Annotated in this window: 27 protein-coding genes; 18 read left to right on the top strand and 9 right to left on the bottom strand. The window is 33.5% G+C overall.

Going from position 1 to position 26,570, the window contains the following annotated elements; translation table 11 throughout:
• Window position 1: 1 nt before the first annotated feature.
• Window positions 2–337 carry an antibiotic biosynthesis monooxygenase family protein gene (locus ACLBWW_RS06665; RefSeq protein WP_098131918.1) on the bottom strand — a complete coding sequence of 112 codons (336 nt, stop codon included), beginning with the start codon at window positions 335–337 and terminating at the stop codon, window positions 2–4.
• Between the two features lie 84 nt (window positions 338–421).
• Complete coding sequence (locus ACLBWW_RS06660) at window positions 422–2,647, bottom strand: glycosyltransferase (RefSeq protein ID WP_098820148.1); 2,226 nt, start codon at window positions 2,645–2,647, stop codon at window positions 422–424.
• 309 nt (window positions 2,648–2,956) lie between these two features.
• Between ACLBWW_RS06660 and ACLBWW_RS06655 the strand changes: the two genes are divergently transcribed.
• From ACLBWW_RS06655 to ACLBWW_RS06640, 4 genes are all read left to right on the top strand, one after another.
• Window positions 2,957–6,283, top strand: coding sequence for an isopeptide-forming domain-containing fimbrial protein (locus ACLBWW_RS06655; RefSeq protein WP_447613953.1), 3,327 nt, complete (start codon window positions 2,957–2,959; stop codon window positions 6,281–6,283).
• Window positions 6,284–6,323: 40 nt separating this feature from the next.
• Complete coding sequence (locus ACLBWW_RS06650; RefSeq protein ID WP_048543372.1) at window positions 6,324–7,985, top strand: SpaH/EbpB family LPXTG-anchored major pilin; 1,662 nt, start codon at window positions 6,324–6,326, stop codon at window positions 7,983–7,985.
• A 91-nt stretch (window positions 7,986–8,076) separates the two neighbouring features.
• On the top strand, window positions 8,077–8,877 hold the full coding sequence (locus ACLBWW_RS06645) for a class C sortase (RefSeq protein ID WP_048543371.1): 801 nt from the start codon (window positions 8,077–8,079) through the stop codon (window positions 8,875–8,877).
• A gap of 21 nt (window positions 8,878–8,898) precedes the next feature.
• Window positions 8,899–9,726: a class C sortase gene (locus ACLBWW_RS06640; RefSeq protein WP_048543370.1), complete on the top strand. Its 828-nt coding sequence runs from the start codon at window positions 8,899–8,901 to the stop codon at window positions 9,724–9,726.
• A 54-nt stretch (window positions 9,727–9,780) separates the two neighbouring features.
• Here ACLBWW_RS06640 and ACLBWW_RS06635 read toward each other — a convergent pair whose 3' ends face one another.
• Both ACLBWW_RS06635 and ACLBWW_RS06630 read right to left on the bottom strand, forming a co-directional pair.
• The gene (locus tag ACLBWW_RS06635) at window positions 9,781–9,960 is read right to left on the bottom strand and encodes an H-type small acid-soluble spore protein (protein ID WP_001025744.1); all 180 of its coding nucleotides are present in this window, start codon (window positions 9,958–9,960) and stop codon (window positions 9,781–9,783) included.
• Window positions 9,961–10,026: 66 nt separating this feature from the next.
• Window positions 10,027–11,241 (bottom strand): helix-turn-helix domain-containing protein, encoded by a 1,215-nt coding sequence (locus tag ACLBWW_RS06630; protein ID WP_048543369.1) that lies wholly within the window; start codon window positions 11,239–11,241, stop codon window positions 10,027–10,029.
• 119 nt (window positions 11,242–11,360) lie between these two features.
• Between ACLBWW_RS06630 and ACLBWW_RS06625 the strand changes: the two genes are divergently transcribed.
• Both ACLBWW_RS06625 and ACLBWW_RS06620 read left to right on the top strand, forming a co-directional pair.
• Window positions 11,361–12,629: an MFS transporter gene (locus ACLBWW_RS06625; protein WP_048543368.1), complete on the top strand. Its 1,269-nt coding sequence runs from the start codon at window positions 11,361–11,363 to the stop codon at window positions 12,627–12,629.
• 126 nt (window positions 12,630–12,755) lie between these two features.
• Window positions 12,756–13,280 carry a DUF4398 domain-containing protein gene (locus ACLBWW_RS06620; protein ID WP_048543367.1) on the top strand — a complete coding sequence of 175 codons (525 nt, stop codon included), beginning with the start codon at window positions 12,756–12,758 and terminating at the stop codon, window positions 13,278–13,280.
• Window positions 13,281–13,320: 40 nt separating this feature from the next.
• On the opposite strand, the gene ACLBWW_RS06615 is transcribed toward ACLBWW_RS06620, so the two are convergent.
• A complete protein-coding gene (locus ACLBWW_RS06615) occupies window positions 13,321–14,214 on the bottom strand; it encodes a LysR family transcriptional regulator (RefSeq protein WP_046955139.1) in 894 nt (297 codons plus the stop codon).
• Window positions 14,215–14,374: 160 nt separating this feature from the next.
• Here ACLBWW_RS06615 and ACLBWW_RS06610 point away from each other — a divergent pair, with 160 nt between their 5' ends.
• Genes ACLBWW_RS06610 through ACLBWW_RS06590 form a run of 5 tightly spaced genes read left to right on the top strand, consistent with a single transcriptional unit; the run spans window position 14,375 to window position 20,166 of the window.
• The gene (locus ACLBWW_RS06610; RefSeq protein WP_098078413.1) at window positions 14,375–15,367 is read left to right on the top strand and encodes an ABC transporter ATP-binding protein; all 993 of its coding nucleotides are present in this window, start codon (window positions 14,375–14,377) and stop codon (window positions 15,365–15,367) included.
• The gene (locus ACLBWW_RS06605) at window positions 15,345–16,370 is read left to right on the top strand and encodes an ABC transporter substrate-binding protein (RefSeq protein ID WP_048543364.1); all 1,026 of its coding nucleotides are present in this window, start codon (window positions 15,345–15,347) and stop codon (window positions 16,368–16,370) included. The genes ACLBWW_RS06610 and ACLBWW_RS06605 overlap by 23 nt, the downstream gene beginning before the upstream one ends.
• Window positions 16,371–16,382: 12 nt before the next feature.
• Window positions 16,383–18,053, top strand: coding sequence for an ABC transporter permease (locus ACLBWW_RS06600; protein ID WP_098152096.1), 1,671 nt, complete (start codon window positions 16,383–16,385; stop codon window positions 18,051–18,053).
• Window positions 18,050–19,312, top strand: a complete 1,263-nt coding sequence (locus ACLBWW_RS06595) for an MBL fold metallo-hydrolase (protein WP_048543362.1) — start codon at window positions 18,050–18,052, stop codon at window positions 19,310–19,312. Before ACLBWW_RS06600 ends, ACLBWW_RS06595 begins: the two co-directional genes overlap by 4 nt.
• Window positions 19,313–19,332: 20 nt before the next feature.
• Complete coding sequence (locus ACLBWW_RS06590) at window positions 19,333–20,166, top strand: hypothetical protein (protein WP_048543361.1); 834 nt, start codon at window positions 19,333–19,335, stop codon at window positions 20,164–20,166.
• A 48-nt stretch (window positions 20,167–20,214) separates the two neighbouring features.
• On the opposite strand, the gene ACLBWW_RS06585 is transcribed toward ACLBWW_RS06590, so the two are convergent.
• Complete coding sequence (locus ACLBWW_RS06585) at window positions 20,215–20,637, bottom strand: YfmQ family protein (RefSeq protein ID WP_048543360.1); 423 nt, start codon at window positions 20,635–20,637, stop codon at window positions 20,215–20,217.
• Between the two features lie 41 nt (window positions 20,638–20,678).
• Here ACLBWW_RS06585 and ACLBWW_RS06580 point away from each other — a divergent pair, with 41 nt between their 5' ends.
• From ACLBWW_RS06580 to ACLBWW_RS06550, 7 genes are all read left to right on the top strand, one after another.
• Window positions 20,679–20,795, top strand: a complete 117-nt coding sequence (locus ACLBWW_RS06580; protein WP_002011946.1) for a hypothetical protein — start codon at window positions 20,679–20,681, stop codon at window positions 20,793–20,795.
• Between the two features lie 65 nt (window positions 20,796–20,860).
• On the top strand, window positions 20,861–21,022 hold the full coding sequence (locus tag ACLBWW_RS06575) for a hypothetical protein (RefSeq protein ID WP_000108701.1): 162 nt from the start codon (window positions 20,861–20,863) through the stop codon (window positions 21,020–21,022).
• A 162-nt stretch (window positions 21,023–21,184) separates the two neighbouring features.
• Complete coding sequence (locus ACLBWW_RS06570; protein WP_048543359.1) at window positions 21,185–21,820, top strand: cupin domain-containing protein; 636 nt, start codon at window positions 21,185–21,187, stop codon at window positions 21,818–21,820.
• A 98-nt stretch (window positions 21,821–21,918) separates the two neighbouring features.
• Window positions 21,919–23,010: a serine hydrolase gene (locus ACLBWW_RS06565; protein WP_098222383.1), complete on the top strand. Its 1,092-nt coding sequence runs from the start codon at window positions 21,919–21,921 to the stop codon at window positions 23,008–23,010.
• Window positions 23,011–23,060: 50 nt separating this feature from the next.
• Window positions 23,061–23,702, top strand: coding sequence for a DUF3885 domain-containing protein (locus ACLBWW_RS06560; protein WP_098222385.1), 642 nt, complete (start codon window positions 23,061–23,063; stop codon window positions 23,700–23,702).
• 158 nt (window positions 23,703–23,860) lie between these two features.
• Entirely contained in the window at window positions 23,861–24,436 is a 576-nt protein-coding gene (locus ACLBWW_RS06555; RefSeq protein WP_098222388.1) for a histidine phosphatase family protein, read from the top strand.
• Window positions 24,437–24,525: 89 nt separating this feature from the next.
• Entirely contained in the window at window positions 24,526–24,897 is a 372-nt protein-coding gene (locus tag ACLBWW_RS06550) for a hypothetical protein (protein WP_046959012.1), read from the top strand.
• Window positions 24,898–24,936: 39 nt separating this feature from the next.
• Here ACLBWW_RS06550 and ACLBWW_RS06545 read toward each other — a convergent pair whose 3' ends face one another.
• From ACLBWW_RS06545 to ACLBWW_RS06535, 3 genes are read right to left on the bottom strand one after another with little or no spacing between them, the layout of a single operon-like run.
• The gene (locus tag ACLBWW_RS06545; protein WP_098222390.1) at window positions 24,937–25,776 is read right to left on the bottom strand and encodes an alpha/beta fold hydrolase; all 840 of its coding nucleotides are present in this window, start codon (window positions 25,774–25,776) and stop codon (window positions 24,937–24,939) included.
• Between the two features lie 36 nt (window positions 25,777–25,812).
• Entirely contained in the window at window positions 25,813–26,142 is a 330-nt protein-coding gene (locus ACLBWW_RS06540; protein WP_000545644.1) for a DUF3147 family protein, read from the bottom strand.
• Window positions 26,126–26,536, bottom strand: coding sequence for a MarR family winged helix-turn-helix transcriptional regulator (locus ACLBWW_RS06535; protein ID WP_000651933.1), 411 nt, complete (start codon window positions 26,534–26,536; stop codon window positions 26,126–26,128). Before ACLBWW_RS06535 ends, ACLBWW_RS06540 begins: the two co-directional genes overlap by 17 nt.
• Window positions 26,537–26,570 lie beyond the last annotated feature (34 nt).

The following is a 26,570-nucleotide window of genomic DNA, read 5'->3' as shown; positions in this document are numbered from 1 at the left end:
GTTATAAAATACCTCTACGAAACTTAAATTCTTTTTCTACAAGGCAGATACGCAGGTGGAAGTTTTCATACCATTGCTCACGGCCTCTTTTTTTCGCTTTTTTATGTAAGGCGTTCTGTTTCCAATTTTCAATTGCCTCAAGTGATTCCCAATAAGAAATTGTGATTCCGAGTCCCGAATGATCTCGTGCACTTTCTACACCTAGAAATCCAGGTTGCTGCTTTGCAAGTTCCTCCATTTTGTCAGAGGCGGCACTATAATCTGTTGTATCATTCGATAAATTAGAAGTGAATATAACTGCATAATAATGACTTGTTTTTTGCGATGTGTTCTTCATTCAAATTCCCCCTTGAAAATTATTTCATAGTTTGAATTTTAGCACGAAATAAAAAGAAAAGAAGCAAGGGGCTTCTTTTCTTTTTTACGCTGTAAATTTTAATCCAGCATATATTTTACGACCTTTTTTTTGAATCCAACATACTTTGGCTTTTTTCTTTTGAATATTACGCTCATTCATTGTTATCTGTATAATTTGGTCAATCGCGAGTGGGGTGTTCGTTTGTATTTGACACCCACCTGTACTATAGTCGATAATGGTCGCTTCAATCGGCATCCCATTCATATGCAATGTTCCAGGAGACATCAGTTGTTCACGTATATGTTGCCTGCGAAATTGTCTTGGTGATTTCTTTGTGTTTTTTATGAACGATGCAATTGCTAGTGTAAGAAATGCTTTATCGTATACCTTTTCCACCCGGTCATTAACAGGTTTACTAAATAGATGAAGAATGAGTTTACAATATTGCTCATGGGATACATCATGAAACGATACACCAATTTGTACTGAATTTGCTTGTCTTCGGATCCATTTTTTTGTACTATGAATCTTTTCTACCTGTCCAAAAGATAATGTATAGGAAGATAGACTTGATAAAGTTTCAAATGGAATGGATGAATCTACTTCAAAACGTGCACCAGTTTCACTAATATCAAGGACGTGGCAAGAAATCGTCATATCTTCGGTTTGTAAAGTACCTGGTAAATTTACTACGAAACGTTCAGAGTTTCGGAAACGCGGTCTTTCAAATGCTATAAATAAGGAAGTGATAATAGCTATTCCGTTGTAAAGTACCCAGAAAATATTAATATATAAGCTTTCTCTTTCAATATGATATTGTTCAGGGGATAGAAGCATAAGTATTGCCCGAATCAGTGCAATAATTGTTAATATTAGTAGCACGAGATGAGGGACACTTGCAATCCATAAAAAATGCCTCGTGTTATTTTGGACGCCTTTTCTCGTTACATGAAATTGAAACTTTTTCCGTAAGAACGTTTCAGATAAAATAGCAAATCCCATATAAGGTGCCATAGCTACTTCGTATACGTGACTCCACGTAGTCGTTCGTTTTTTATTCGAAACAGCTTTGAAAATAAGCTGTGACGTTAAAAAGGCAGGAGCCCAAAACATAAATAATTGCATAAAATTAATTTCTAAACTATAAATATTGAATACTAAAAATAATAGTGGTGCTAGTAAAAATATCATTTTATAAACGCCGAAAAACCAATAATGAATTCCATCTGCATATAAAAGACGCTGCATAAAAGATAATCCTTTTAAAGTGAAAGGATTCCATTTTTTTACGACTTGAATATTCCCTCGACACCAGCGATCACGTTGTTTTAATAAATCGCTAAACGTTTCTGGGGATAATCCAACAGCGAGTGTTTCATTGACAAATACAGTTTCCCATTTGTTCGCTTGTAGTAGCATACCAGTTGCCATATCTTCGGTAATAACGCCAGTTGCAAATCCTCCAATTTCTTCAAGAGCAGTACGGCGAAATAGAGCGTTACTACCAACATACATTGTAGCGTTAAATCGATCTTTTCCTTCCTCTAATTGACGCATAAAGAAATCTTGTTCATTGGCGATATTATCTTCAAAAAACAAATTATATTGGAATGGATCAGCATTATAAAACACTTGTGGTGCTTGAACAAATACAACATTATTTTTAGAAAAATAACCAATCGTTCGCTCTAAAAAGTTGGCTCTTGGGACCATATCAGCATCCATTGTAACGATAAAATCACCTGTCGAATGGGTCATGGCATGATTTAAGTTTCCTGCTTTTGCATGATTGTTTTCAGTACGAGTAATATAGTGAACAGAAAACTCACTAGCAAGATTTTTAACACTTTCCCGTCGACCATCATCACAAATGTAAATATTGAGCAACTCTTTCGGATAAGTAATCATTGTACAACCAGCGACAGTTCGTTTTAATAAATCGAGTGGCTCATTGTAAGTTGCGATAAAAATGTCAACGGTAGGTAATGTTTCGAAAGTAGATAAAGGGACTTCTTTCCGTTTATACGGCTTCCATGAAATGATGCTGAAAACGATAGATTGTAAATAACCAGCCCACTCTGTAACTAACAATATAATACCCGCGATAATACTTATAAGATTAATAGTTGGTAACGAATAAAAAGTTCGCCAAATAAGATAAATGGCATTACTAACGAGAAATAGAATAATAAGTAATTTTTTTGACCATAAATATTTATGGGCGAGAGCGTAAATAATAATTATTAAGAGAAAAATAATGCCTAAACCTTCGTATATAGAAAGGTTCATCAAAAGCCTCCTTTAATAATAGGGTATGGAAATATAAAACTTTTTATATTTGTTTATAAAGATTTTGTAATTATCATTATATAGAATACCGTAAAATGGGTTTAAAGTAAGAAGTTTCTATATTATTTATATGCAAAGTTTAATTATTATTAGACACTATTGTCAATCTTAAAATCTTTATATTAAAATGTATAAAATAGTAATAATTCACATATTTTGTTAACAAATCTTATGATTTATATTAGAATAATACATATAAAGTATATGAATATAATATGTTAGTAAAATTCATTGAAGGAGGTGACCTCTTTGCACAGTAGGATCAAAGAAAATGAAAAAGTATTAAACGTATTTGTAGTTGTTATGAGTTTATTCTTGCTATTATCTCAATTGCAATTTTTAAGTCCAATTGATACGGCAACGGCAGCAGTTACAGATGAAGAAGGTTTTAATAAACCAACCTATCAATCTATTCATAAAGGTGAGATGTATTCGACCGGTAATGTGAATTTAGGTATTAAAGCTACTGAAGCTCAGAAGAAAACTGCATTGTATTCAGATATAACGAATATTGTGTCTACAGCACCGAATGGCTATACCCGTGAACTTATTGATATAGATGATGATCCAACAACTACAAATTCATCTATGGCATATATTCCCGTTCCAGAAGATGCTGAAATTGAATGGGCTGGATTATATTGGAGTTCAACACGTTATGAATTAACGCAACAACAGTATGTATCACCAATTAAGTTTACTACTCCGGTAGGCAAGAGCTTTCAAGTAAAACCAAGTAATACGTATTACGGAAGTGGTTTACTTTATGGTTTTGGTATTGATGGTACTTATTATTCTAACTATGCAGATGTTACAAAGCTTTTACAGTCCTCTAATTCAAAAGGAGGAAGCTATACTTTAGCAAATATTCCTTATCCAAATACAAAACTTGCCTATAATTATGGATATTATTCTTTTGCTGGTTGGTACATGCTAGTTATCACGAAAGATAAGTCAAAAACAAGAAAAGCATTTACTGTTTATGATGGTGGATTGAAAAGAGCTACTGGATCAGGTGAAAAAGAATTCACAGTGAAAAACTTTCTTGCTTCAAAAACTGGAGATTTAGATCCAAAAGTTTCTGTTTTCGCTGTCCAAGGTGATAGATATTGGCAAGGTGATAAACTTTTTGTTCATACAGATAATACCTGGAAGGAAGTTACTGATAAGCTGAATCCAACAGGTAATATATTTAATTCCACTATTTCTGAATATGAGGAACATATGAGAGATAAGTATCCAGGTACTTTTAATCCCGATTATAAAAATAATTTAGGGATTGATGCAGATTTAATTAGGTTACCAGCAGGATATATTAAACCAGAGCAAAAGGAAATACGTTTAAAAGCTGCGACATCTGGTGATGACTACGTATTAAACACATTAGCCTTTGCAGTAAATGCAACGGCACCAGAACTTGTAATTGATAAGGAGGTAATAGATGCAAAAGAAAAGTACGATCCAGGTGATGAAGTTACATATCGTTTACAGGTGAAAAACATTGAACCGAATTCGAGTTCTGTTGATACAAAAATTGAAGATGTTTTAGATTCTCGTTTAGAATTTGTACCAAATTCGGTGAAAATCATTTCTGGTCCGAATACTGGAAATCAAACAGAACAGGTTGACTATGATGCAAAGACAAGAAAGTTAACAATAAGAATAGGTGAAGGAGCAAATGCTACAAAAGGTGGAATCTATACGGATAAAACACCTGAGACAACCATTGAATTTAAAGCGAAATTAAAGGGAGAAAAGGTAGAAACAGAAATTCCCAATATCGCTGTGGTTCAAGGGATTGATGAGTTAACAGGAAGTCAGGTTGAAGCTAACGATTCTAATAAAGTAGTAGTTAAAGTATTACCCGAACGAGAAGAGAAACCTGGGAAGTTAGTAGCTACTAAACTAGCTAAAGATATAAACGGTGGTACGCTGAAAGTTGGCGACAAATTAGAGTATACAATTCATACTAAAAATAGTGTGCCAGATTCTCTCTTAAAATCTGTTAAAATTACGGATAAACTCCCTGAAGGAGTAGAATATGTTCCAAATACGTTGAAGATAAACGGGAAGGAACAAACGGATGTTGAAGATGAAGATCATGCACATATAAAAGATGGAACGATTTATGCTCATCTCGGCGACCTTAAAGGTGAGGAAGAGAAAGCAATTACGTTTGAAGTTGTTGTAAAGCCGGAGATGGCAAATAAGAAAATAAAAAATATAGCAATAGTTGAGACTGATAGTTCGAAAGATAAGGAAAAGCCAGAAGTTGAAACACCAGTTGACTCGTTGTCTGGTCAACTAGAATCGAAGAAAGAGATTATTGGTATTAAGCAAGAAAAATTCCATGTCAATGATGAATTAGAGTATCAAATTAAACTTCGAAATAAGGTAGAAAATGGACTTATTAAAGATATGCGTCTAACGGATAAGCTTCCTGGAGGTATAGAGTATATAGCTGGTAGCATGAAGTTAAATGGGAATTTATTGACAGATGCAGTTGACGAAGATGAAGGATCTTATGAGGATAATACGATCAAAGTAAACTTTGGTGACGTACTTGATACAGAAGAAAGAACGGTAACTTTTAAAGTGAAAGTTACACAAGACGCATTACAAACGAAAGAAATTGAGAACATAGCTGTTGTTGAGGGGAAAACACCAGATAATGAAGATTTACCACCACAAAAACCGAATGTAAAAACGAATGTGGAAGCAAGGGAGCCTATGGTAAGAAAGAAGGTTTCGGATGCAGATGAAAAAGAAGTGGAAAAAGCGACATTACAAAGTATAGATGAAGAGTTTACATGGCATGTAAACTATAATTTTGGTAATGATGTTATGAACCTTGAAAAAGTAGTATTGCAGGATGACTTAGAGGATATTTTAACCATCTTACAAGTAAAACTTGTAAACAGCGATGGAGAAGAAATAGAAGTTATACCGCAAATTGATGAACAATTAAAGAAAGTAAGTATTGAGTTACCGAAGCAGGACGGAAATTATACTTATCTTGCGAATCAATCGTATACGATGCATATTAAGTCAAGACTAAACGATAATGTAAATGTAGATATGCTAACGAAATACAATGCGGATGATGGTATTCCAAATAAAGCGGAATTATTGTTTGATCAGGAAAAAATTGTGTCAAATGAAGTATTCGTAGTACCACCAACATTAGGGAAGTTTGAGGTTGAAAAAGTAGATGCGAACGATGAAAATCTCAAATTAGAAGGCGCAGTATTTGAAGTAATAAGTAAAGATGGAAATACAGTATGTACATTAACAACTGATAAAAATGGTTTAGCAACTTCAACTCCATTAATAATTGGGAAATATACATTAAAAGAAGTAAAGGCACCAAAAGGATATATGTTGATGAGAGAGCCAGTAGAAATAGAAGTGAAGTCTGGAATGGATTCACAAAAAATAAGAGTAGTAAATAAGAAGAGTGAATTTGTTATTCCAGAGACTGGTGGAATAGGGACAATTATTTATTATGCAATTGGTGGAATATTGATGTTGGTTACATTGTTCCTCTTTGTTAGAAAGAGAAACAATGAGAGATAGAAATAACAAAAGTAATGAAAATGATAGGGAGTGGACGACAATGAAAAAGATTTTTAGTTTATTTTTAATCTGTATGTTAGCTTTTTCAACGTTATCTAACATAATTGTTAGTGCGGAATCTAGGAGTACAGGTACTTTAACGATTCACAAATTTGAACAAAGTAAAGATTCTAAAACTAATACAGAAGGTAATGGGAAAGAAGGACAAGTTGTTCCAGAGGATGTAAAGCCTTTAGAAGGTGTAACTTTTGAAATTAAACGAATTGAGTCATTTGAAAAAATTTCAAATGATGGAACTGTTATAAAAGAAGATGCAAAACCAGTAAAAGACGCTGCAATAACAAAGGTAACAAACGCAAAAGGGGAAGCTGTTTTTACAGATCTTCCGCTAGGACGTTATGAAGTAAAAGCAATTGAAGGTCCAAAACATATTGCGTTGGATAAGACTACTTTTATTGTCGATATTCCAATGACGAGTGCAGACGGTAAAGATTTAAATTACGATGTTCATATTTACCCTAAAAATGAAACAAAACGTGGTTCAGTAGAATTCGTAAAAAAAGGTGAAGCCGGTAAAGTATTAAAAGATGCAGAGTTCCATTTGTTTAAAAAAAATAAAGATGGAACAAGTACACAAGTTAAGACACCGAGTTCATTAGTAACAGGGGAAGATGGTAAAGTTCGTGTTGATTCGCTAGAATATGGAGATTATTATTATTTTATTGAGCATAAGGCTCCAACAGGTTATTTAACTAGTAAAGAGGAGCGTCCTTTCTCTATTAAGGAATCTGGTGAAGTAGTTAAGCTGGATGATATAAAGAACTATAAAGAACCTACCATTACTAAAAGTATAAATAACGGTTCAAAAGTAGCTGGAATTAATAAAGAGACAGATTATACGTATGATATTAAAACACTACTTCCTGAAGATATTCAATCATATAAAAAATATGTTGTAACAGATATTTTAGATGATCGTTTGGAAATAAAAGGCCTACCAATTGTTATGATTGATGGAAAGAAAGTTGAAGATGATAGTGTAAAAGTAGTTGTAGAAGGCCAAAAAGTAACCGCTACGATTGAAGATTTTTCAAAAATAAATGGAAAAGAGCTTCATTTACAAATTACTGCAAAAATTAAAAGTGATGTTGAATCTGGAGTGAAAATTCCAAACAAAGCAGTACTTGATTTTGTAAACAAAGATGATGTTTCATCAGAAAAAGATGGAAAGCCATCTAATGAAGTGGTGGTCACACCGACAACGGGAAATATTAAAATTGAAAAAGTTGATGGTAAGGATAAGACGCTTAAATTAGAAGGTGCGAAGTTCCAATTACAAGATAAAAAAGGTAATGTTATAAAAGTTAATGGGAAAGAAATGAATGATATAACAGATGCAAATGGTATTATTACATGGAATGAAATACCGTACGGTGAATATCAAATTGTTGAGACGGAAGCACCAAAGTATAAAGATAAAGACGGTGCAGTCGAACACTATCAAAAGTTAAGAGATCCGATTGATATTACAATTGATGAAAAACACCAAAAAATAGAGCTACAAGTTGAGAATAATAAGAGCGGTTGGATTATTCCAGCAACAGGTGGTATGGGTACAATTCTCTTCACAGTAGTGGGCCTTATACTAATGGCGGTAGCAACATTTATTTTCTTTAGAAAAAAACCTGTAAAAAATTCTTAATTTATATGTTTATAATAATTGAGTTTAGAAAAGAGGAAAGGCATATTGCTTTCCTCTTTTCCACATTTTATCCGTAGTGAAAGAGGCTATTATGAAACGAAATATAATTTTTGGAAGTATTTTTTTACTAGGATTAAGTATATTTCTCTATCCAACTGTAAGCAATTGGTTTGCAACAAGAACACATTATTCAGAAGTAAGTACGTATGATGAAGCGATAAAGGGGCTGGAGCAGGAAGAGATTGATCGTAAAGAAACGGAAGCACGAGAGTATAATAAGAAGGTACAAAATACGACGCAAACATTTTCAGATCCTTTTCGGGAAAAGGATGGTGAACGTAAAAGTTCTACTGTGGATATGTTAAATGTTGGTGATGTTATGGGGTATATTGAAATCCCAAAAATTGATGTAAACCTTCCAATTTATCAAGGGACAACAGAAGAAGTGTTAAGCCGTGGGATTGGTCAGTTGAATGAAACCTCATTACCAATAGGGGGAGAAAATACGCATACAGTTTTAACGGGACATCGCGGTTTACCTTCAGCGCTAATGTTTACTCATTTAGACAAAATTGAAAAGAAAGATATATTTTATATTCATACATTAGATAAAGTGCTTGCCTACCAGGTAGATCAAATAAAAGTTGTGTTACCAAATGAGACAGAAGATTTATTAGTTGTACAAGGACAAGATTACGCAACATTAATTACGTGTACCCCTTATGGAGTGAACACGCATAGGTTACTAGTGAGAGGACACCGTGTTCCATATGATGCTGAAGAAAAAGAAATGATTACAAAACCTTTCATTTTAGAAGATTGGATGATCGTTTTTCCTATTGGTATTATTTGCATTGTCCTTCTAACAATCTATTTAAAAAAACGAAAATAGTATGTATTGTGTGGTGAGTGTGTGAGAAGGGGATTCATAAGTTTAGTATTGTTCCTTGCAGGTTTATCTCTATTTCTATATCCATTGGTTGCTAATTATATAAACAATTATGTATATAAAACGAGAGTAATCCGTTACGAAAAAGTGGTTGATAATTTAAAAGTAGAAGATGTTAATGAGAAATTTCAGAAGATGGAAACATATAATAGTTTGTTAGGAAGAGCTGCTTTCAAAATGAATGATCCATTTGTTCAGGATGCTGAAGTAAATAAGGAATCGTTAAATTTTATAAATAAAGATGAGATATTTGGTACAGTTTCTATTCCAAAAATAAATGAGGAGTTGCCAATTTACTTAGGGGCGAGTCAAGAAAACTTAAGTAAAGGGATAGGGCAAATCGAAGGGACTTCATTACCAATTGGTGGGAAAGATACACATGCTGTTTTAGCAGGGCATCGAGGCTATCATGGGGCAAAGATGTTTCGCCATCTTGATTGGTTAACTGATGGAGACTTATTCTATGTAAAGGTATTTGGAAAGCAGCAAGAGTATAAAGTAGTTGGCCGTGAGATTATTAACCCTAATCAAGTTGATAAATTAAATGTAATAAAAGGAAAAGATAAAGTTACATTACTTACGTGTGAACCATATACATCAAGCAAATATCGTTTGTTAGTGTATGGGGAGCGAGTAGAAGCAGAGCAAAATGAAATTGAAAGACAAAGCAAAAGTATAGCAGATGTGAGGAGTCATGAAACAAGAGATTTATTTGAAAAACTGTTTTTTGGCATAGTAGGTCTAATTGTAATTTGTATAGGGTTGTACGGTTTATTAAAAACGAAAAACTAGTGATGCAATATATAATAAAAGAAAATGCCACTTCAAAAAATGAAGTGGCATTTTTTATATTTCCTCTAAGCTATTAACTGGAACCGTTAATTCGCGTCCTGGATTTTTTACTTCATATATGCGGGCGGTTTCGTTGCTTTCGTCGACGTGTTGAATCGTAACAGGCATGCCTTGAAAACTAACATTAGCTTGCTCCGCTGACACAGAAAGCTCTTTTGCACGTTGAATATTCATTTATATTCCTCCCATCATTATTATCTTTGCTAAAAAAGAGGAATAATATACCATTTAGAGACATTCTTAAAGTTTTTGTATTATTTGTAATGTTTCTTTAATAAATGAAGAGAAGATGGAATCAGGATAGCTATTTATCGCTTGAACTGCTTCTTTTGCTTCTTTCAAGGCAGATTTTTTATCTTGAAGTTCTATATAGCAAAGGGCACGATAAGATCCAGCTGTTAATAACCACGATTGATCAAGTGGATGACTCATATAATCCGGTATGATAGCACGATCTAATACTTCTAAAGCTTCCTTGTAATGTTTTAAACCATACAGAGATTTTCCTTTTTCAAGATAATACAGTCCATCGTCTTGAAAAATTGGTACATCTTTTAGCTTTTCTCGGAATTGTTCTAAATGTGCTAATGCAATTGTATATTCATTCGTAACGGTATTGTAGTAATAAGCTTTTAATATATGTATATTTGCAGTGGATAAAGTATCTTCTGTAAAAATGGCAAATTGCTCAGATTTTTTTATGTAATATAAATATCTTTCTTTATCAGTTGTAATGATTTTTTGATAAGATAAAATACGGTAAAATTCATCTGTTTTATAATACACTTGATGTTTTTTTGAAAATGCAAGTGCATCTAAAATGACTTTTTCACATTTTTCATAATTACCATATGCGAGTAAAATAATTGCTTCTTTTAAATATAATTGTATATGTGTAATAAGATCCATTTCTAAATTCTTCGTTTTATATTCATCGCGAATTCTGGTAATCAACTGTAAACATTCTTTATATTTTTTCCGTTTGTAGAGCATATAGTAAAACAGTAGTTTCGTTTCAGTACTTTCGCGATACAAAGTATATTTTTCAAATATAGAAACAGCTTTTTCAACGTAATATTCAATATTATAATCGTTCATAATAGCCGCTCCAGTTATGAAATGTTTATATAAACGTGCTGTATTTAAAGTAAGAGGTAGTTCTTTTTGAACGATAGGTAGTAAAGTCTCATATACTTCATCGCATTTATTTGCTTTTATTAATGGCTCCATTTTTTGAATGAGTGCTACAATTTCTACATCATCTTCTTCTAATAAAAAACTCGTTTCACATTCAAGTTTTTCTGCAATATATTGTAATGTTTTCATAGAAGGTGTAGCTTTTCCATTTTCAATTTGACTAAGCATGCTTTTTGTCAATTCGGAACCTGCCAGTGCTGTTTGAGTAAGCTTTTTTTCTTTTCGTAATGCCTTAATTTTTTCTCCGAGAGTTGCCATATTGTAGCTCCTTTATAATCAAAAAAGTTAAATACAATTAAACTTTTTGTTGTAATAATTGGAAAGTTGATTATATAATAAGTTTAACACAATTTAACTTTTAAGGGGAGAGTGTCATAATGGAAGATGTAAGTATAGGTCAAGCTGATTCAAGAATGAAGATTGCAACGAGAAATATCATTTTAATGATGATTGGAAAGATGACGTCTTTGTTAGGGGCGGGTATTTATACGTTTGCAATGGGGTTATACGTACTAAAGACAACTGGTTCAGGAATGGGGTTTGCCATTACGCTCGTTTGCGGATCACTTCCAAGGATGATCTGTGGTCCAATTGCAGGTGCTGTAGCTGACCGTGTCAATCGAAAATGGCTTGTCATTGGTACAGATTTATTAAGTAGTTTAACGATGCTTATTATGTTTATTCTTGCTACTATATTTGGACCATCACTTCTTTTTATTTATATTTCAGCAGCATTATTATCAATTTGTGCAAGTTTTTATTCTGTTGCATTAACGTCGTCTATTCCGAGTTTAGTGGATGAGGGGCGTATTCAAAAAGCGAGTGCTTTAAATCAAACGGCAGCTTCTTTATCAAATATTTTAGGGCCGATTATAGGTGGAGTTGTATTTGGTTTCTTTTCAATTAAGTCGTTCTTTTTGTTAAATAGCATTACATTCTTTTTAGCAGTTATTTTGCAATTATTTATTGTGTTTGATTTATATAAAAAAGAAGTGGCTGAGAGTAAAGAGCATTTCTTGACGAGTATAAAAGAAGGTTTTTCATATGTAAAACGACAGCATGAAATATATGGTTTAATGAAAATAGCATTGTGGGTAAACTTTTTTGCGTGTGGGCTAACCGTTGCACTTCCATATATTATCGTCCATACATTGCATTTATCTTCAAGGCAACTCGGTACTGTAGAGGGAATGTTAGCGGTCGGGATGCTAATGGGGGCGATTGCTTTATCAGTGCGTAAAGAAGTGAATAATCCGTTTCGTTCTATTTATACGGGACTGTTTTTGTTTGCAGGTTTAAGTTTATGTACAGTCTTCCCGTTGTTAGTTACGATTCCAAAAGTGGCAAGTTTTATTTACTATATTGCTTTTATGATGTTAACGGGTATAGCAATTATGATTGTAAATATTCCGATGCAAGTACATATGCAAAAAACGACAGATCCGAGCTACTTAGGACGTGTGTTTGGTCTACTTGAAACAATTGCTACTGCAATCGCGCCACTCGGTATGATTGTATATGGATTATTATTAGATATGTTGCCAACTAGCATTGTTATGATGACGATAGGTGGAGGTTTATTGTTAGTTGTATTAGTTGGAGTAAAGCAACATATGGCGAAAAAACAAGTAGATGTGTCGGCTTAAAAACAAGAAAATAATAAAAATTTGACTTATCATAATAAAAATGACCGAATTAGTATTTTAGTTTTTGAAACTCTTTTTCATGTGTGTTACAGTAAAGTGAGCAGGCAAAGAAAAGGAGAAAACATCATGAAAAAATTAAGTTTTGTTATGCTTTTTCTGTTAGTCGTAATGGCTGGATGTAGTAATTATGACACATATATTGATACAGGTATGCAATCATTGAAAGATGAAAAATATAGTGATGCAACGATGTGGTTTGATAAAGCGGAAAAAGAAAAATCAGGAAATGAAGCGAAATCATATAAAGAAATGGCCGAGAAAATGGATCACGGAGCAACAGCATTAAAAGATGGTAAGTATTTAGAAGCGAAAGACATTGCAAATGAAGTGTTGCAAATGAAAAAAGATGATGCACTTGAAACAGCTGTAACATCAAATGCAGAGAATATGCTTCAAAAAGCAAAAGATGTAGAAGAGAAAGTGAATGAAAGAGTAGCAAAGCGGAGAAAAGTAGAAGAAGAAGGAATCGATAAACTCATTAAAGCTGTCGATAGTATAGATGATGTGAAAGAAAAAGAGAAAAAATTTTCAAAAGCATTAGATAAGGCTGAAGAGGCACAAGCAAAAATTGAAGCGAAGAAAAATAAATAGAGTTGTAGTTTAAAAGGCTGTCGTGTATAACGACAGCCTTTTAACTTTTTTCTGCATAAGAAGTGATGCTATGTAGTAAAAAAGAAATAATTTTAGAATTCCATCTGTCCTCATGATGAATTGTATAAATGTTACGCTGAAATTCAAATTCAGGGATAGGTATGTAGCATAGTTCATTTCGTTGTACTTCTTGTTCAATAGCGAGTTTAGAAATAAAAGCGACACCATTACCGTATTTTAAAATTTGTTTCATCGTTTCTAATGAATCTAATTCAATTTCGGATTGGAATGTAATGTTATGAGCTAACATCCATTTTGTAAGTAAATCTCTCGTTGTAGATGGATTACGATGCAATAATATACGTTCCTTTTCAATGTCTTGTAATGATACATTTTCTTTTTTTGAAAAAGGATGTTCTTTGGAGAAAACAAGAACAAGTGTATCAGGCATTACAATCGTCTGTTTTAAAAGTGATTCATCAAACGGTGCCGCAGAAATTACCCCGAGATCAATTTCATGATTTTGTAGCATTGTTCGAATTTCAGGAGCTGTTTTTACCATAAGTGTTATTTTTATATTTGGAAATTCACATTGAAATTGGTGAATAATTTCTGGTAAAAGATAAGTCGCTGGTACATAACTAGCGCCAATTGTTATAGCGCCTTTATGAAAATCTTTAAACTCTTGCGTGACCCGCCTAGCTTCTTTCATAAGTGCATCTATTTTACAAGCATAATGATGCAATGCCTCACCAGCCTCTGTTAAGAAATATCTTCCAGAACGTAATTCAAATAAAGACACACCGAGTTCCTCTTCTAAGCTTTTTATATGGAATGTAATAGTAGGCTGTTTCACACCAAGTTTTTCTGCAACAATCGTAAGCTTTTTATATTTCTTAATAAGCACTACAATTTCTAATTTTAAGAGATTCATGGCAATTTGCCCCTTTTTCTTCTAACTATAGAAAAAATCTATAGAAATAAATAGTTTATTAGAAGTTTTTTAATTTAATCTTTACAGTACATTAACATTCAGTATAAATCTTCCAGATAGAATGAAAGCAGGTTAAGAGTGAGAGGAGAGAGGTGAAACGATGGATATTAAAATTCATGGATTAGAAAAGATGTTTGGAAAAACGCAGGCGTTAAAACCGTTACAAATTGTCATGAAACAAGGTGAATTCACCACACTGTTAGGACCTTCTGGATGCGGGAAAACGACTTTACTTAGAATGATTGCAGGACTTGAAGAGCCAGATAAAGGTGAAATATATTTTGGAGATACGTGCATGTATTCTTCAACCAAAAAAATAAGAACATCTCCTCATGAACGTAATATCGGGATGGTATTTCAAGATTTTGCTTTATGGCCGCATATGACTGTATTTGAAAATGTTGCATTTGGTTTAAGGGCTACAAAGCAAACGAATCAATTACGGGAAAAAGTAGAAGATGCAATAAAGCGAGTTCGCCTGCAAGGGATGGAGAAAAGATATCCGCATGAACTCTCTGGTGGACAGCAGCAACGTGTCGCATTTGCGAGAGCGATTGTAACAAAACCGCATTTTATTTTGTTTGATGAACCGCTGAGTGCACTCGATGCAATTTTGCGAGAAGAAATGCGATTAGAGCTTATGGACATCGTTCATTCAATCGGTTTAACGGCATTGTATGTCACGCACGACCAAACAGAAGCGATGTCAATGTCAGACCAAATTATTGTCATGAAACAAGGAGAAGTATTACAAAAAGGAACACCAGAAGACATTTATGTGAAGCCATCTCATGAATTTGTTGCAAAATTTGTTGGTAAAGCCAATTGGCTTGTAGAGGGGAAACAAATGGTTCGTCCAGAACATGTAAGTTGGACGAAAAATGAAGTGAGCGAAATGTATACAGGTGAAATTCAGCACGTTACATATGTAGGAGAACGGTATGAAATGAAAGTAAACATGGGTGTACTTGGGATATGGACAGTTTATCACAATAGTAAATTAAGCATCGGTAAACCAGTATCGTTATATGTGCCAAAAAAATGTATTCATCATATAGGGGGAGAATCTTATGAAGAAATTCAGTTCGCTTAAGTCTTTATTTGTATGTACTTTATTATTTTCAGCTGTAGTAACAGGGTGTAGTTCAAAGACAGGAAATGCAGATGCAAAAAGTAAAAATACGAATGAAAAGAAAATTGTTGTATATAGTGCAGGACCAAAAGGATTAGCAGAAAAGATTCAAAAGGACTTTGAAAAGAAAACAGGTATAAAAGTAGAAATGTTTCAAGGAACAACAGGTAAGATTTTAGCGAGAATGGAAGCTGAAAAGAAAAATCCAGTCGTTGACGTAGTCGTACTTGCCTCATTACCAGCGATGGAAGGATTAAAAAAGGATGGGCAAACGTTAGCTTATAAAGAAGCGAAACAAGCTGATAAGCTTCGTTCTGAATGGTCGGACGATAAAGGACATTATTTTGGATATAGTGCTTCAGCGTTAGGAATTGTGTATAACACAAAAAATGTGAAGACAGCGCCTGAAGATTGGAGTGATATAACGAAAGCGGAATGGAAAGGAAAAGTGAATCTTCCAGATCCAGCACTTTCAGGTTCAGCTTTAGACTTTGTAACTGGATACGTGAAAAAGAACGGGAAAGATGGATGGAATTTATTTGAACAGCTTAAGAAAAATGAAGTTACAGTAGCGGGGGCAAACCAAGAAGCATTAGATCCAGTTGTAACAGGTGCAAAAGATATGGTCATTGCGGGTGTTGATTATATGACGTACAGTGCAAAAGCAAAGGGTGAACCGGTTGATATTGTGTATCCAAAAAGCGGAACAGTTATTAGCCCGCGTGCAGCAGGGATTATGAAGGATAGTAAAAATGTAGAAGGTGCAAAAGAGTTTATTGATTATTTATTATCAGAGGATGTGCAAAAACAAGTGTCTAAAGCGTATTTATTACCGGGCAGAACAGATATAAAAGCTGAAAATAGACCGAATGTAGAAGAGATTCCAGTATTAAATATTGATTGGAAAACAGTTGAGAAAGAACAAGATGAAATAGGAAAACAATTTAAGAAAGTATTTCAATAAGATGGTGATTACATGGTAAATCGATTCGTATCAGTACGGCAAATTGGAATGACGGTAGCGCTGTTACTTGTGGCGATGTTAATCGTCATTCCGCTTTTTCTCATTTTATTTTCTAGTGTATATGAAAATAGTAGTTGGAATTTTTTAAAGCCTTTTGAAGTGATGCAGAATGGTGGGTTAGCTGGGATTTTTCTAAACTCAATGCTCCTAGGTGTACTCGTAGTAATAGGAGCAACCATATTTGCATTTCCATTAGCGTTCATTATGAGCAAAACAGATGTTGGAAAGTATAGTAAATTGGATATTGTTTTTATGATTCCATTTATGACACCGCCGTATATTGGATCGATGGGCTGGATTTTGTTCATGCAACCGAACGGCTATTTCGAGCAGTTTTTCCCGATGCTAAAGATGATTTCATCTTCGTTTTTCAGTTTAGGTGGTATGGTTTTAATTATGAGTCTGCATTTATTCCCATTTCTTTACTTCATGTTGAAAAACACGTTACTTCAAATTGGGAGTAGTAAAGAAGAAGCTGCAGCAGTTCATGGTGGAGGCTTTTTCTACCGTTTAAGAAAAATAATATTGCCATTATTAGTTTCAAGTTATGTAATGGGTGCTTTACTTATTTTCGTAAAGACGATTGCTGAATTTGGAACACCGGCTACATTCGGACGTAGAATAGGATTTCATGTATTAACATCAGAGATTCATAAATTTATTTCGAGTTGGCCGATTGATTTTAGTAGTGCAACAGCATTATCTTCTTTATTGCTTAGTGCATGTATGCTCATTTGGTATATGCAAAATGTATTGAATCGAAAGTATTCATATGCAATGGTTAGTGGAAAAGGCGTGAAATCTAAAAGGTATACTTTGTCTATATTTACAAGGGTTGTAGCATGGTTTTATGTAATTGGTTTATTAATTGTATCAATTGGGATCCCGTATTTTTCTATACTGATTGCTTCTTTGTCAAAATTAAGAGGCGGCGGCTTACATATAAACAACTTTACAACGAGCCATTATGAAGCATTGTTTACAATTGGATCTCCAGGATTAGAGGCTTTATGGAACAGTTTTCTTTTTTCACTTATAACAGCGATTATTGCTGCTACTATTGGAGTCTTTTTGGCGCTTATGATTCGAAAAGGGAAAAAGTCCTCTGAAAAGTGGCTTGATATGTGCGGTATGTTACCGAATATGGTACCAGGAATCGTGATGGTTGTAGGGCTTATTTTATTTTGGAATTCACCCTATATGCCCATGTCAATTTACAATACACCCGTCATGGTTATCGTAACGTACGTCGTTCTTTTTTTACCTTATACGGTGCAGTATGTAAAAGCATCGCTCGGGCAAATTGATGATTCTCTTGTACAGGCAGGAAGTATTTTTTCTGGAAATTATATTTATATTTTTAGAAAAATAATATTACCTCTTATTATCCCGGGCATTCTTGCTGGGTGGGCGATGACATTTACAATCTCGATAAGAGAGTTAGTAGCATCCCTTCTTGTACTGCCTCCATCAGTAGAAACTTCAGCAACATTTATTTTTGCTCAATTTGAACAAGGAGAAGTATCTATTGGCATGGCAATGGCTGTCGTTTCAGTTGGACTTACAACAATATGTTTATTACTTCTGCAACATATGGAGCAAAAACGAAAAGGGGTAGCATGATGAGGATAGAAGTATGGGGAGGAGCGGGAGAATACGGTCGTTCTTGCTACTTTGTAAAAAATAAAGAGACGAAAATAGTATTTGATTGTGGTATTAATCGATCATATGAGGATAGTTATCCAAAAATAGAGAGGGAAGTTGTACCGTTTTTAGATGCAGTATTTTTATCACATATTCATGAAGATCATACGATGGGCTTACCTTTATTAGCGAAGTATGGATATAAGAAAAAAATTTGGACGACTCGTTATACGAAGGAGCAACTTCCCGCTTATTATGAAAAATGGAGAAACTATAATTTAACGCAAGGATGGAATGTGCCTTATAACGACCAAAATGTTAAAGATTTAAATTATGTATATATTGATGAAATTAGTAATCCGAATGAATGGGTACAGATTACTCCTACATTACGGTTTCAATGGGGGTATAGTGGACATGTATTAGGGGCTGTTTGGTTTTTAGTGGATATGAGTCATACATATGTATTTTATTCTGGCGACTATTCAGCAGAGTCTAACATACTCCGAGCCAATTTACCTGAGAAATTGCGCGGCGATATAAAAGTTGCAATCGTAGATGCCGCTTATCATACTGAGGATGTTTCGCAACATGAAAGAGTAAACGAACTGTGTGCAGAAATTGAACGAGTTGCGCAAAATAAAGGAATAGCATTACTACCATTGCCACCGCTTGGTAGGGCGCAAGATATCGTATTGTATTTATATGAAAAATATAAAGAACTTCCCATTATAGTAGATCAAGAAATTTTGGATGGATTCCAACAGATGTTCGCATATAAAGATTGGCTCAAAAATAATGAAGAACTTGAAGGGCTTATGGAGAGTTTAAAAAGAAACATAATCGCTATGGATTATGACAGCTGTACGCAAAATAGTTATGGAATAGTTGTAATGAGTGATGCGAATATGCAAACGAAACGAGCACAGTTATATTATGAACAACTTCGGCATGAAGAACGAAATTCCATTATATTTACAGGACATATTGCTAAAGGGAGTTTTGCAGAAAAGGTTATGAAAGAACGTGTAAATAAAGAATGTAGGGTGAAGCGAGTTCCTTATAAAGTTCATCAAAGTATAAGTGACGTTAAGGCAATGTTAAATACACTATTACCAGAACATACGGTTTTAGTACACGCTTTGAAAGAGGATACGGATCGATTACAGAAAAAGCTTAGCACGGCAGGGTATGAAAATGTACATTCACTTACTATGGAACGTATAGAAGTCATTTAAAATGTAAAGGGGATAGGTATATGAAAAAAGTATTTGTATTCGTAAGCATTTTCTTTTGTTGTTTCCTTTATAACGTTAAGGAAGGGTTTGCTGCCAGTCCAATGACACCTAGTTTTGAAGTGAAGTTATTATTAAAACCCGAACAAGTATTAGGTTATAACAAAGAGATAAATCAAGAGGTACTAGAATATTTCCAGGCTGGTACAAATTATGAAAGAATACAAGTGCAATTTTTAGATACGGTAAATAAAAATTTAAGTAAGGAAGGTTGGTTTGCGAGAATTCGAAAGAAAGAATTTAGTAAAGATTTTGAGCTAACATATAAAAAAAGATATCCTATTCCAAACGGTGTAATTCAAGATGCACTAGAAGTAGCTAAAAATGATGGATTTGATAGTAAAACCGATAACTATGATGCGGAAATAGATTGGGGATTTGAGAAGAAAACGTTAAGTATTTCAAATAAGAAAAGCTACAGTGCTAAAGGATATGGAGTACTTGATTTACCAAACGAACGAGCTGCTCAAAACATGTTAATAGAAAAGTTGCCAGGGAAAATGAACAAATGGTTGTATACGAATTGGGGAGAAGAAATGCTCAAAAATTCTCGTATTTATGGGCCTGTATTAATGAAAAGGTATACAGCTGAATTTGAAAATATTAAAACGAATATTGAAGTTTGGTCATTAAGTAATACAGGGAAAATAGAAGATGATTTCGTAATAGAAGTGTCGTTTAAAGCAAAAGAGGAAAGTATTGCAACAAAACAAAGAGAATTATTAATGAAGAGTTTAGAACAAAAAGGATGGTTGTTACCGAAAGATAGTCTGAAGACAGAACTTATTTTTCAGTGAATAGTAAAAAGGAATCCATATGTCATGGATTCCTTTTATATATGGGTATTAAGCTAAATCAGCTGACACGAACATATCATTATTTTGAAGGTTTTTAGAGCGTAAACTATAAGCAACGACCTTCTTTTTATGTTGCTTTACAACATCAACATGCTCTTCATGACTATAAATATAAAATGTAAAATCTTTTTTGCCACGTTTTGCATTGATAATTAAAGGCGTACCCTCATTGTGTGGCGGTGCATAATAGCGATCTAAAAATAAACCTTCGTTAAAATCATGAATAATTTTGGATTTTTGTTCGCCTTCTAAGTTATTTCCATTGATTGTAACAGTCGCATTCTCTTCTTCAAGTTGCGGATGTGTTTCGTACTTACTAATAATGGATTCAATAACAGAGTTGGGAAGGCTAGAAACGATAATTTTAAATGCCCCAAATACAACTAACATAACAATAAACCAAGTCGTCATAGTATATCATCCCCTTTTTCCTATTAAATAATATAACTCATATGGTAATAGTACATATGGTGAAGTTTTGTATAATTTGTGAAAAATATGCCATTTTTACGAACGAAATATTAGAAAAATCAATTTTGTTACAAAAAGTTGAAATCGAAGTATTTTAAAAGAAAAAGGTTTATAATAAAAATATAACTAATAACCACATTACTAATTATAAGGAAGTGTAACTATGAGTACTGTAGCAATCGTATATGGTATTATTCTTTCCACAATTATTGTTTTGTTTTTTGTTGGGGTTTCACGTTATATTCATAAATGGAAAGAAGGCGTTGCGAAATTAAATCACATTGAAGAAGAACTTAGTGATTTAATGTTACATCATGGTAAGTAAAAAGTTTATTTTTTAACTAAACAATGTGAATAATATCACAAAACATGCTCTCATCATGAAGGCATGTTTTTTTGTTATGTGAATGATTAGGCACATTCATACATTTTTTCCATACGATACAGTGTGAAACTAGAAATGTTCGGAGTGGAAAAGAGGGATAAAATGAGTAGTTCAGGTTATGTTCCAGATAATAAAAATTTAAAGAAAAGTTCAGGAACTCCAAACCTTTTCTTTGATTCGAGAAAAAACATCTTTTTTAAAAGAGATGAGAAAAACGTTGCCTATGAAGTTACGTCAACGCAGTTACCAGCAATGATCGGTGGAGCGTTTGTCGATTTATTTATGACAAAAGGGCACATGCGGGAACCACATTGGCATCCGAATGCGTGGGAATTAGATGTTGTTGTATCAGGAGAAGCAATTACATCTATCTTAAATCCGGAAACGAATCAATTGCAAAATTATCATGTAAAAGCGGGGCAAACCGTCTTTATTCCAATGGGATGGTGGCATTGGATTACAGCGATAACAGAAGAAGTACAATTACATTTGTTCTTCAATAACGATCAGTTTGAAACAGCAGAAGGGTCAGACATACTTAGATTAACTCCGCCAGAAGTATTTCAAGCTGCATACGGTGTAAGTGCAGAAAAATTAGGAAAGGACCTTTCGCAAATTAAGGAGTCAGTTGTCATTGGTCCTCCTAACTCCAATCGATTAAAAGGTGCTAAAGAAAGTGGCGACTCAAATATAGTCGTTACGTTAAATGGACAAATAACATCATGTGAAATAGAGTAACTCTTTCTTTTTTAGGAAGAGTCACTCTGTTTTGTATAATTTTGTAATTAGATTCGTTATAATTATATAGTAGGGAACTTAGTAAAGGGGGGCATAATGTGAACATATTAAAGATTATAGGAATTGTTGCAGGAATTATTATAGTAGCCGCTATAGCTTTCTTTTTTATTATGAAGTACTATTTGTCAAAAGAAGATCCTAATTATGTATTACAGTACATAAAAGAGCATAAAGGTGATAAAACATGTTCATTACTAATTAGAAAAAATGGGGAAGTAGTAACATCTATAAATGAAGATGTAAAATTGCCATTAGCGAGTATGGCCAAAATTGTAATAGCAGTTGAATTTGCTAAGCAAGTGTCAGAAGGAAAAATAAGTCGGGATGAACAAATTTCATTGCAGGAGTTAGAAAAATATTACGTTAAAAACACTGATGGTGGAGCGCATCCTGACTGGTTAGAAGATGCCAAAGCGAGAGCGTTAATGAAAAATGGACAGATAGCTTTAGAAGAAGTCGCTAAAGGGATGATTCATTATAGTTCTAATGCAAATACAACATATTTGTTAGATAAGCTTGGAATAGAAAGGGTAAATGAAAGTATAAAAGAATTAGAGCTTACTAGTCATGACAAATTCTCTTCGTATACTGCTTCACTATATATGAGAGGGTATGTAGAAAAAGAGCTTCATGAGCCAGAAAATCAATCATTAGAAATGATACGTAACATGTCAAAGGATGAGTATAATAAACATGTATTACAAATTCATGAATGGATGAAAGATGAAGAAGAATGGAAAAAACGGGATATTCCATTAAAGGTAGATATGGAATTTCAGCGAATTTGGTCAGATCGATTAGTGAGTGCAAACGCTAAAGATTATATGAGTATAATGGAAAAAATAAATAGTAGAAATTATTTTCCAAAATCAATGCAAGAAGAAATCGAGAACATTTTCAAAGGAACAGTTAAAAATAGTAAGTTCGAATATGCTGGTCAAAAAGGTGGTTCTACCGCATTCGTATTGACAAAAAGCTTGTATACTACAGATAAGAAAGGGAATAAAGTAGAAGTTGTCATTATGTTTAACGATATAGAAGAGCAAGTTGCATATCAAAAGCTGAGAAATAATGTAGATTATTTTATTCGAGACATTATAACAAGTGAGGAATTCAAAAATAAATTATAATAGAATAATTTTATTATGTAAACAAGGTGCTATTAAAGGTAGGTGTGGAGATGAGGTTGAATGAGTATATGCTTGAAACGTTTCCAAATTTAGAACTTAGACCACCTCTATTTTATAATGGGGATATTGGTATTCGCTTTAGATTAGGTGTGAACTATGATTGCAATAACATTTATGAAAACTGCCCATATTTAGAAGGCGTTTATAATAGAGCGATTACTTTATTTCAGTCTTTACATGCAACAGAAGATGATATTTATATCGTAGTGGATGTAAATGACTATGCAGACGGTGAAATTTTCAAACACAAGTTGAATATCTTTTCTAAGTATGTAAAAGAGAAGTCCGATTTGTTTAAGTTACAGAAAAATACAATCCCTTATATTTTTCCAGAAGACGATGAAGACGGGGTATATAAAACTCATAGATATACTTTGAAATGTAAAGTTTCAGACTTGAAATACATTCCTATGCTAAAAGCAATTTGTAATCAAGATATGGGAATAAAACCGCGTATTTTTCATAGGGTGTATTTCATAAATATTAACAAGAATACTATATTTCACGTTTATGATGATAGAGGTTGTGATGTATTAGCTACCTCTCCTAATACAATTAGAGATATTTATCATACATATAATGATTGGATATTAGAATACGACAGAAATAAAATTGATAAAGTATTTAATTGAATGTAGTCTATTTTAAATGAGGGAAATACCATAGAGGTGTTTCCCTTTTATTAATATGAAAATCAACATTCAAATTTGACAGCACTTATTATAAAGGTAAAGGGATTTGATGGTAATGTATTGAATTTGGATAGAAACAGAAAAGGGGGAATGAATGAATGACGACAATATATTTTGTTCGCCATGCTCACTCTATATATACAAAAGACGAAAGGGTACGTCCCTTATCTGAAAAAGGGCACTTAGATGTAGAGAATGTAACACGCTTATTAAAAGATAAGCATATTGATGTTGTGATTTCTAGTCCGTATAAAAGAGCGATTCAAACGGTACAAGGAATTGCAAATACATATAATATATCGATACAAATAGAAGAAGATTTACGAGAAAGGTTATTAAGTAAAGAGCCAGTAACAGATTTTAATGATGCGGTCCAAAAAGTGTGGGAAGATTGGGATTTTGCACACGAAGGCGGAGAATCGAATGATGTAGCGCAAAGGCGTGCTGTAATATGTATGCAAAATATATTAAAAAAATATGAAAATAAGAATATTGTAATAGGTACTCATGGGAATATTATGGTATTACTAATGAATTATTTTGACTCGAAATATGATTTTCAGTTTTGGAAAACCCTTCATATGCCTGACGTGTATAAATTAACTTTTGATAATAATTGTTTCAGTTCTGCTGAAAGAATACAGTCTACAGATTGTCAGATAAATAATTTGTAAAAGTTTATCAAAAAAAGAGGAAAGGGAGAAGTTATTGTAGAAGTATGACTTTGTAACATAAAAAATATGTGTTAAAGGAGGCTGTTTACATGTTTGAGAAAGAGAAAGAAGGGCTTATTGAAGTTCAGAACGTATTTGAAATTGTACCAGCAGATGGAGCAATTATTGGTATGGCAACGGAAGAAGAAATGGAAATTGCTGCTGAACTAGAGCTGCAGTACTATGCCCATTCTCGTTTGTTAGAAGCAAATATTCAGTTAGACGGTTCCTCCTACAAAGAGTTACTTCAGGAGTTCCAGGAGTACGAAAGAAAATCAATGAGCTTTTGGCGAGCAATACATAAGCGTTTAGCTGTGCCATGGGCATGGGTATTACGTATTGACGTTGCGAATGGCCCTATATATGTAAGTAATGGGAATTCGTATTATGAAGAAATCGATGATGAAGAAGATTATGAATAGATAAGTAAGGAAGCAGCTTTAGTTGCTTCCTTTTTTTATTTATAGAGATTGAACAGCCTCAATAATAATATCTGGTCGATCAATTTCAATTCCGTGACCAGCATGTTCGGCAAGTATATATTGGCTATGTATTGAGAGCTGTAATTGTTCATGAATTAGTTCTTGCCACATTGCTTCTAGTTGTATCGCTTCCTTTTTTGGCATGCCGCCTTCAGTCAACTGAGTAATAGAATATTGAGGGTCTCTACCGATAACGATTAAAGGTGTTTTTAATGTTTTATGTAGCTCTTTTATTGAGCGGGCACAATTTTTCCACTCACATAGTTCAGAAGCTGTCGCTTTATATAATAGAGGCGAGGTAGAAAATTCAATGTACTGTCTAGATTGATCAATGAGTATAGGTTTTAGTTCAGTATTAAGCATGTCTATATCCATTTTGGAGTATGTATTATATTTTTGAATCCACATATCATCCGAATCCGTTTGATCAGAAATTGGTAAATGCAGTTCATCTAATCGGTGTAAGTTCATAGAAGTAGAATCAACTAAAATAAGTGCTTGCAGCTTATCTTCATGTAACATCGCAAAATGTTGTGCACATAAGCCTCCATAGGAATGACCGATTAAAATGATAGGCTCGTGAATAGCAAGTTCATGTAGTAACATATGAAGTTCGTTTGTCGCTTGTCTTGTAGTACGCGAATAATTTCCTAGTTCACTTTTTCCGTAACCTGGGCGATGGTATGAAATGACTGTAAAATGTTGTGAAAGTTTTTCTATAATAGGGAGCCAATCATAAAATGAGCAACCCATTCCGGTCTGAATAACTATCGTTTGTTTACTACTTCCTTTTGTATATACTTCTATAGTTTGCTCCAATACCTCTACAAATTTATAAATAATAAACCCTCCTAACTAAGCTTGAAATAATTTTTGACAAGCAAAAACGATACACCAAACACCTATACCAAACAGGACAGATGTACTAAGTGAAAATGAGTTTTTTAGACCAATATAGACGATAAATAGTAGTAGTGCGGATGCAGGAAATCCATATAATACGCCTATAGCAAATTGACTTAATTCTTGTTTGTTCCCGCCTTCTAAAGAAATCCAAAATAGGCTCAGTAAACTAACGAGAGGAAGGGCAGCAATAAAGCCGCCTATCGTACTATAATGTTTAGCGACTTCAGTAATAACGCCAATAATAAGTGCAGAAACGATTACTTTAACGAGGAAATGCATATTTTGCCTCCTTCGCTAATAACGAAAAGGCTTTTTCAATTAATTGTTGTTCTTCTTTTGATAACTGTGATTCTAATATTTTTATCTTTTCTTTATCTAGTAAAGTATGCTTTTCTAATATTTCAATGCCTTCTTTCGTTAAAGTAAGGTTTACGACCCTTTCATCTTGTTTGTTTCTTTCTTTTATAATAAATCCTTTTTGAATAAGGCGCTTTACGTGTTCTGATGCTGTGTTATGAGAGAGACTAAGCTCAGTAGCGACTTTTCCAATTGTTATATCTTTCTCACGAGAAATGAGTTGTAAAATACGAATGGCTTGGTGAGAAAGGTTGTCCTCATACTCATATCGTAAGTGATAATAAATGCTCTCCCAATGTTGATTGATGTCTTTCATAATGATAAATCCCCCTGTTTTTATATCGTATAGT

This window comes from Bacillus sp. M5A3_1b, assembly GCF_053345335.1.
This window is presented reverse-complemented; position numbering and strand designations above follow the sequence as displayed.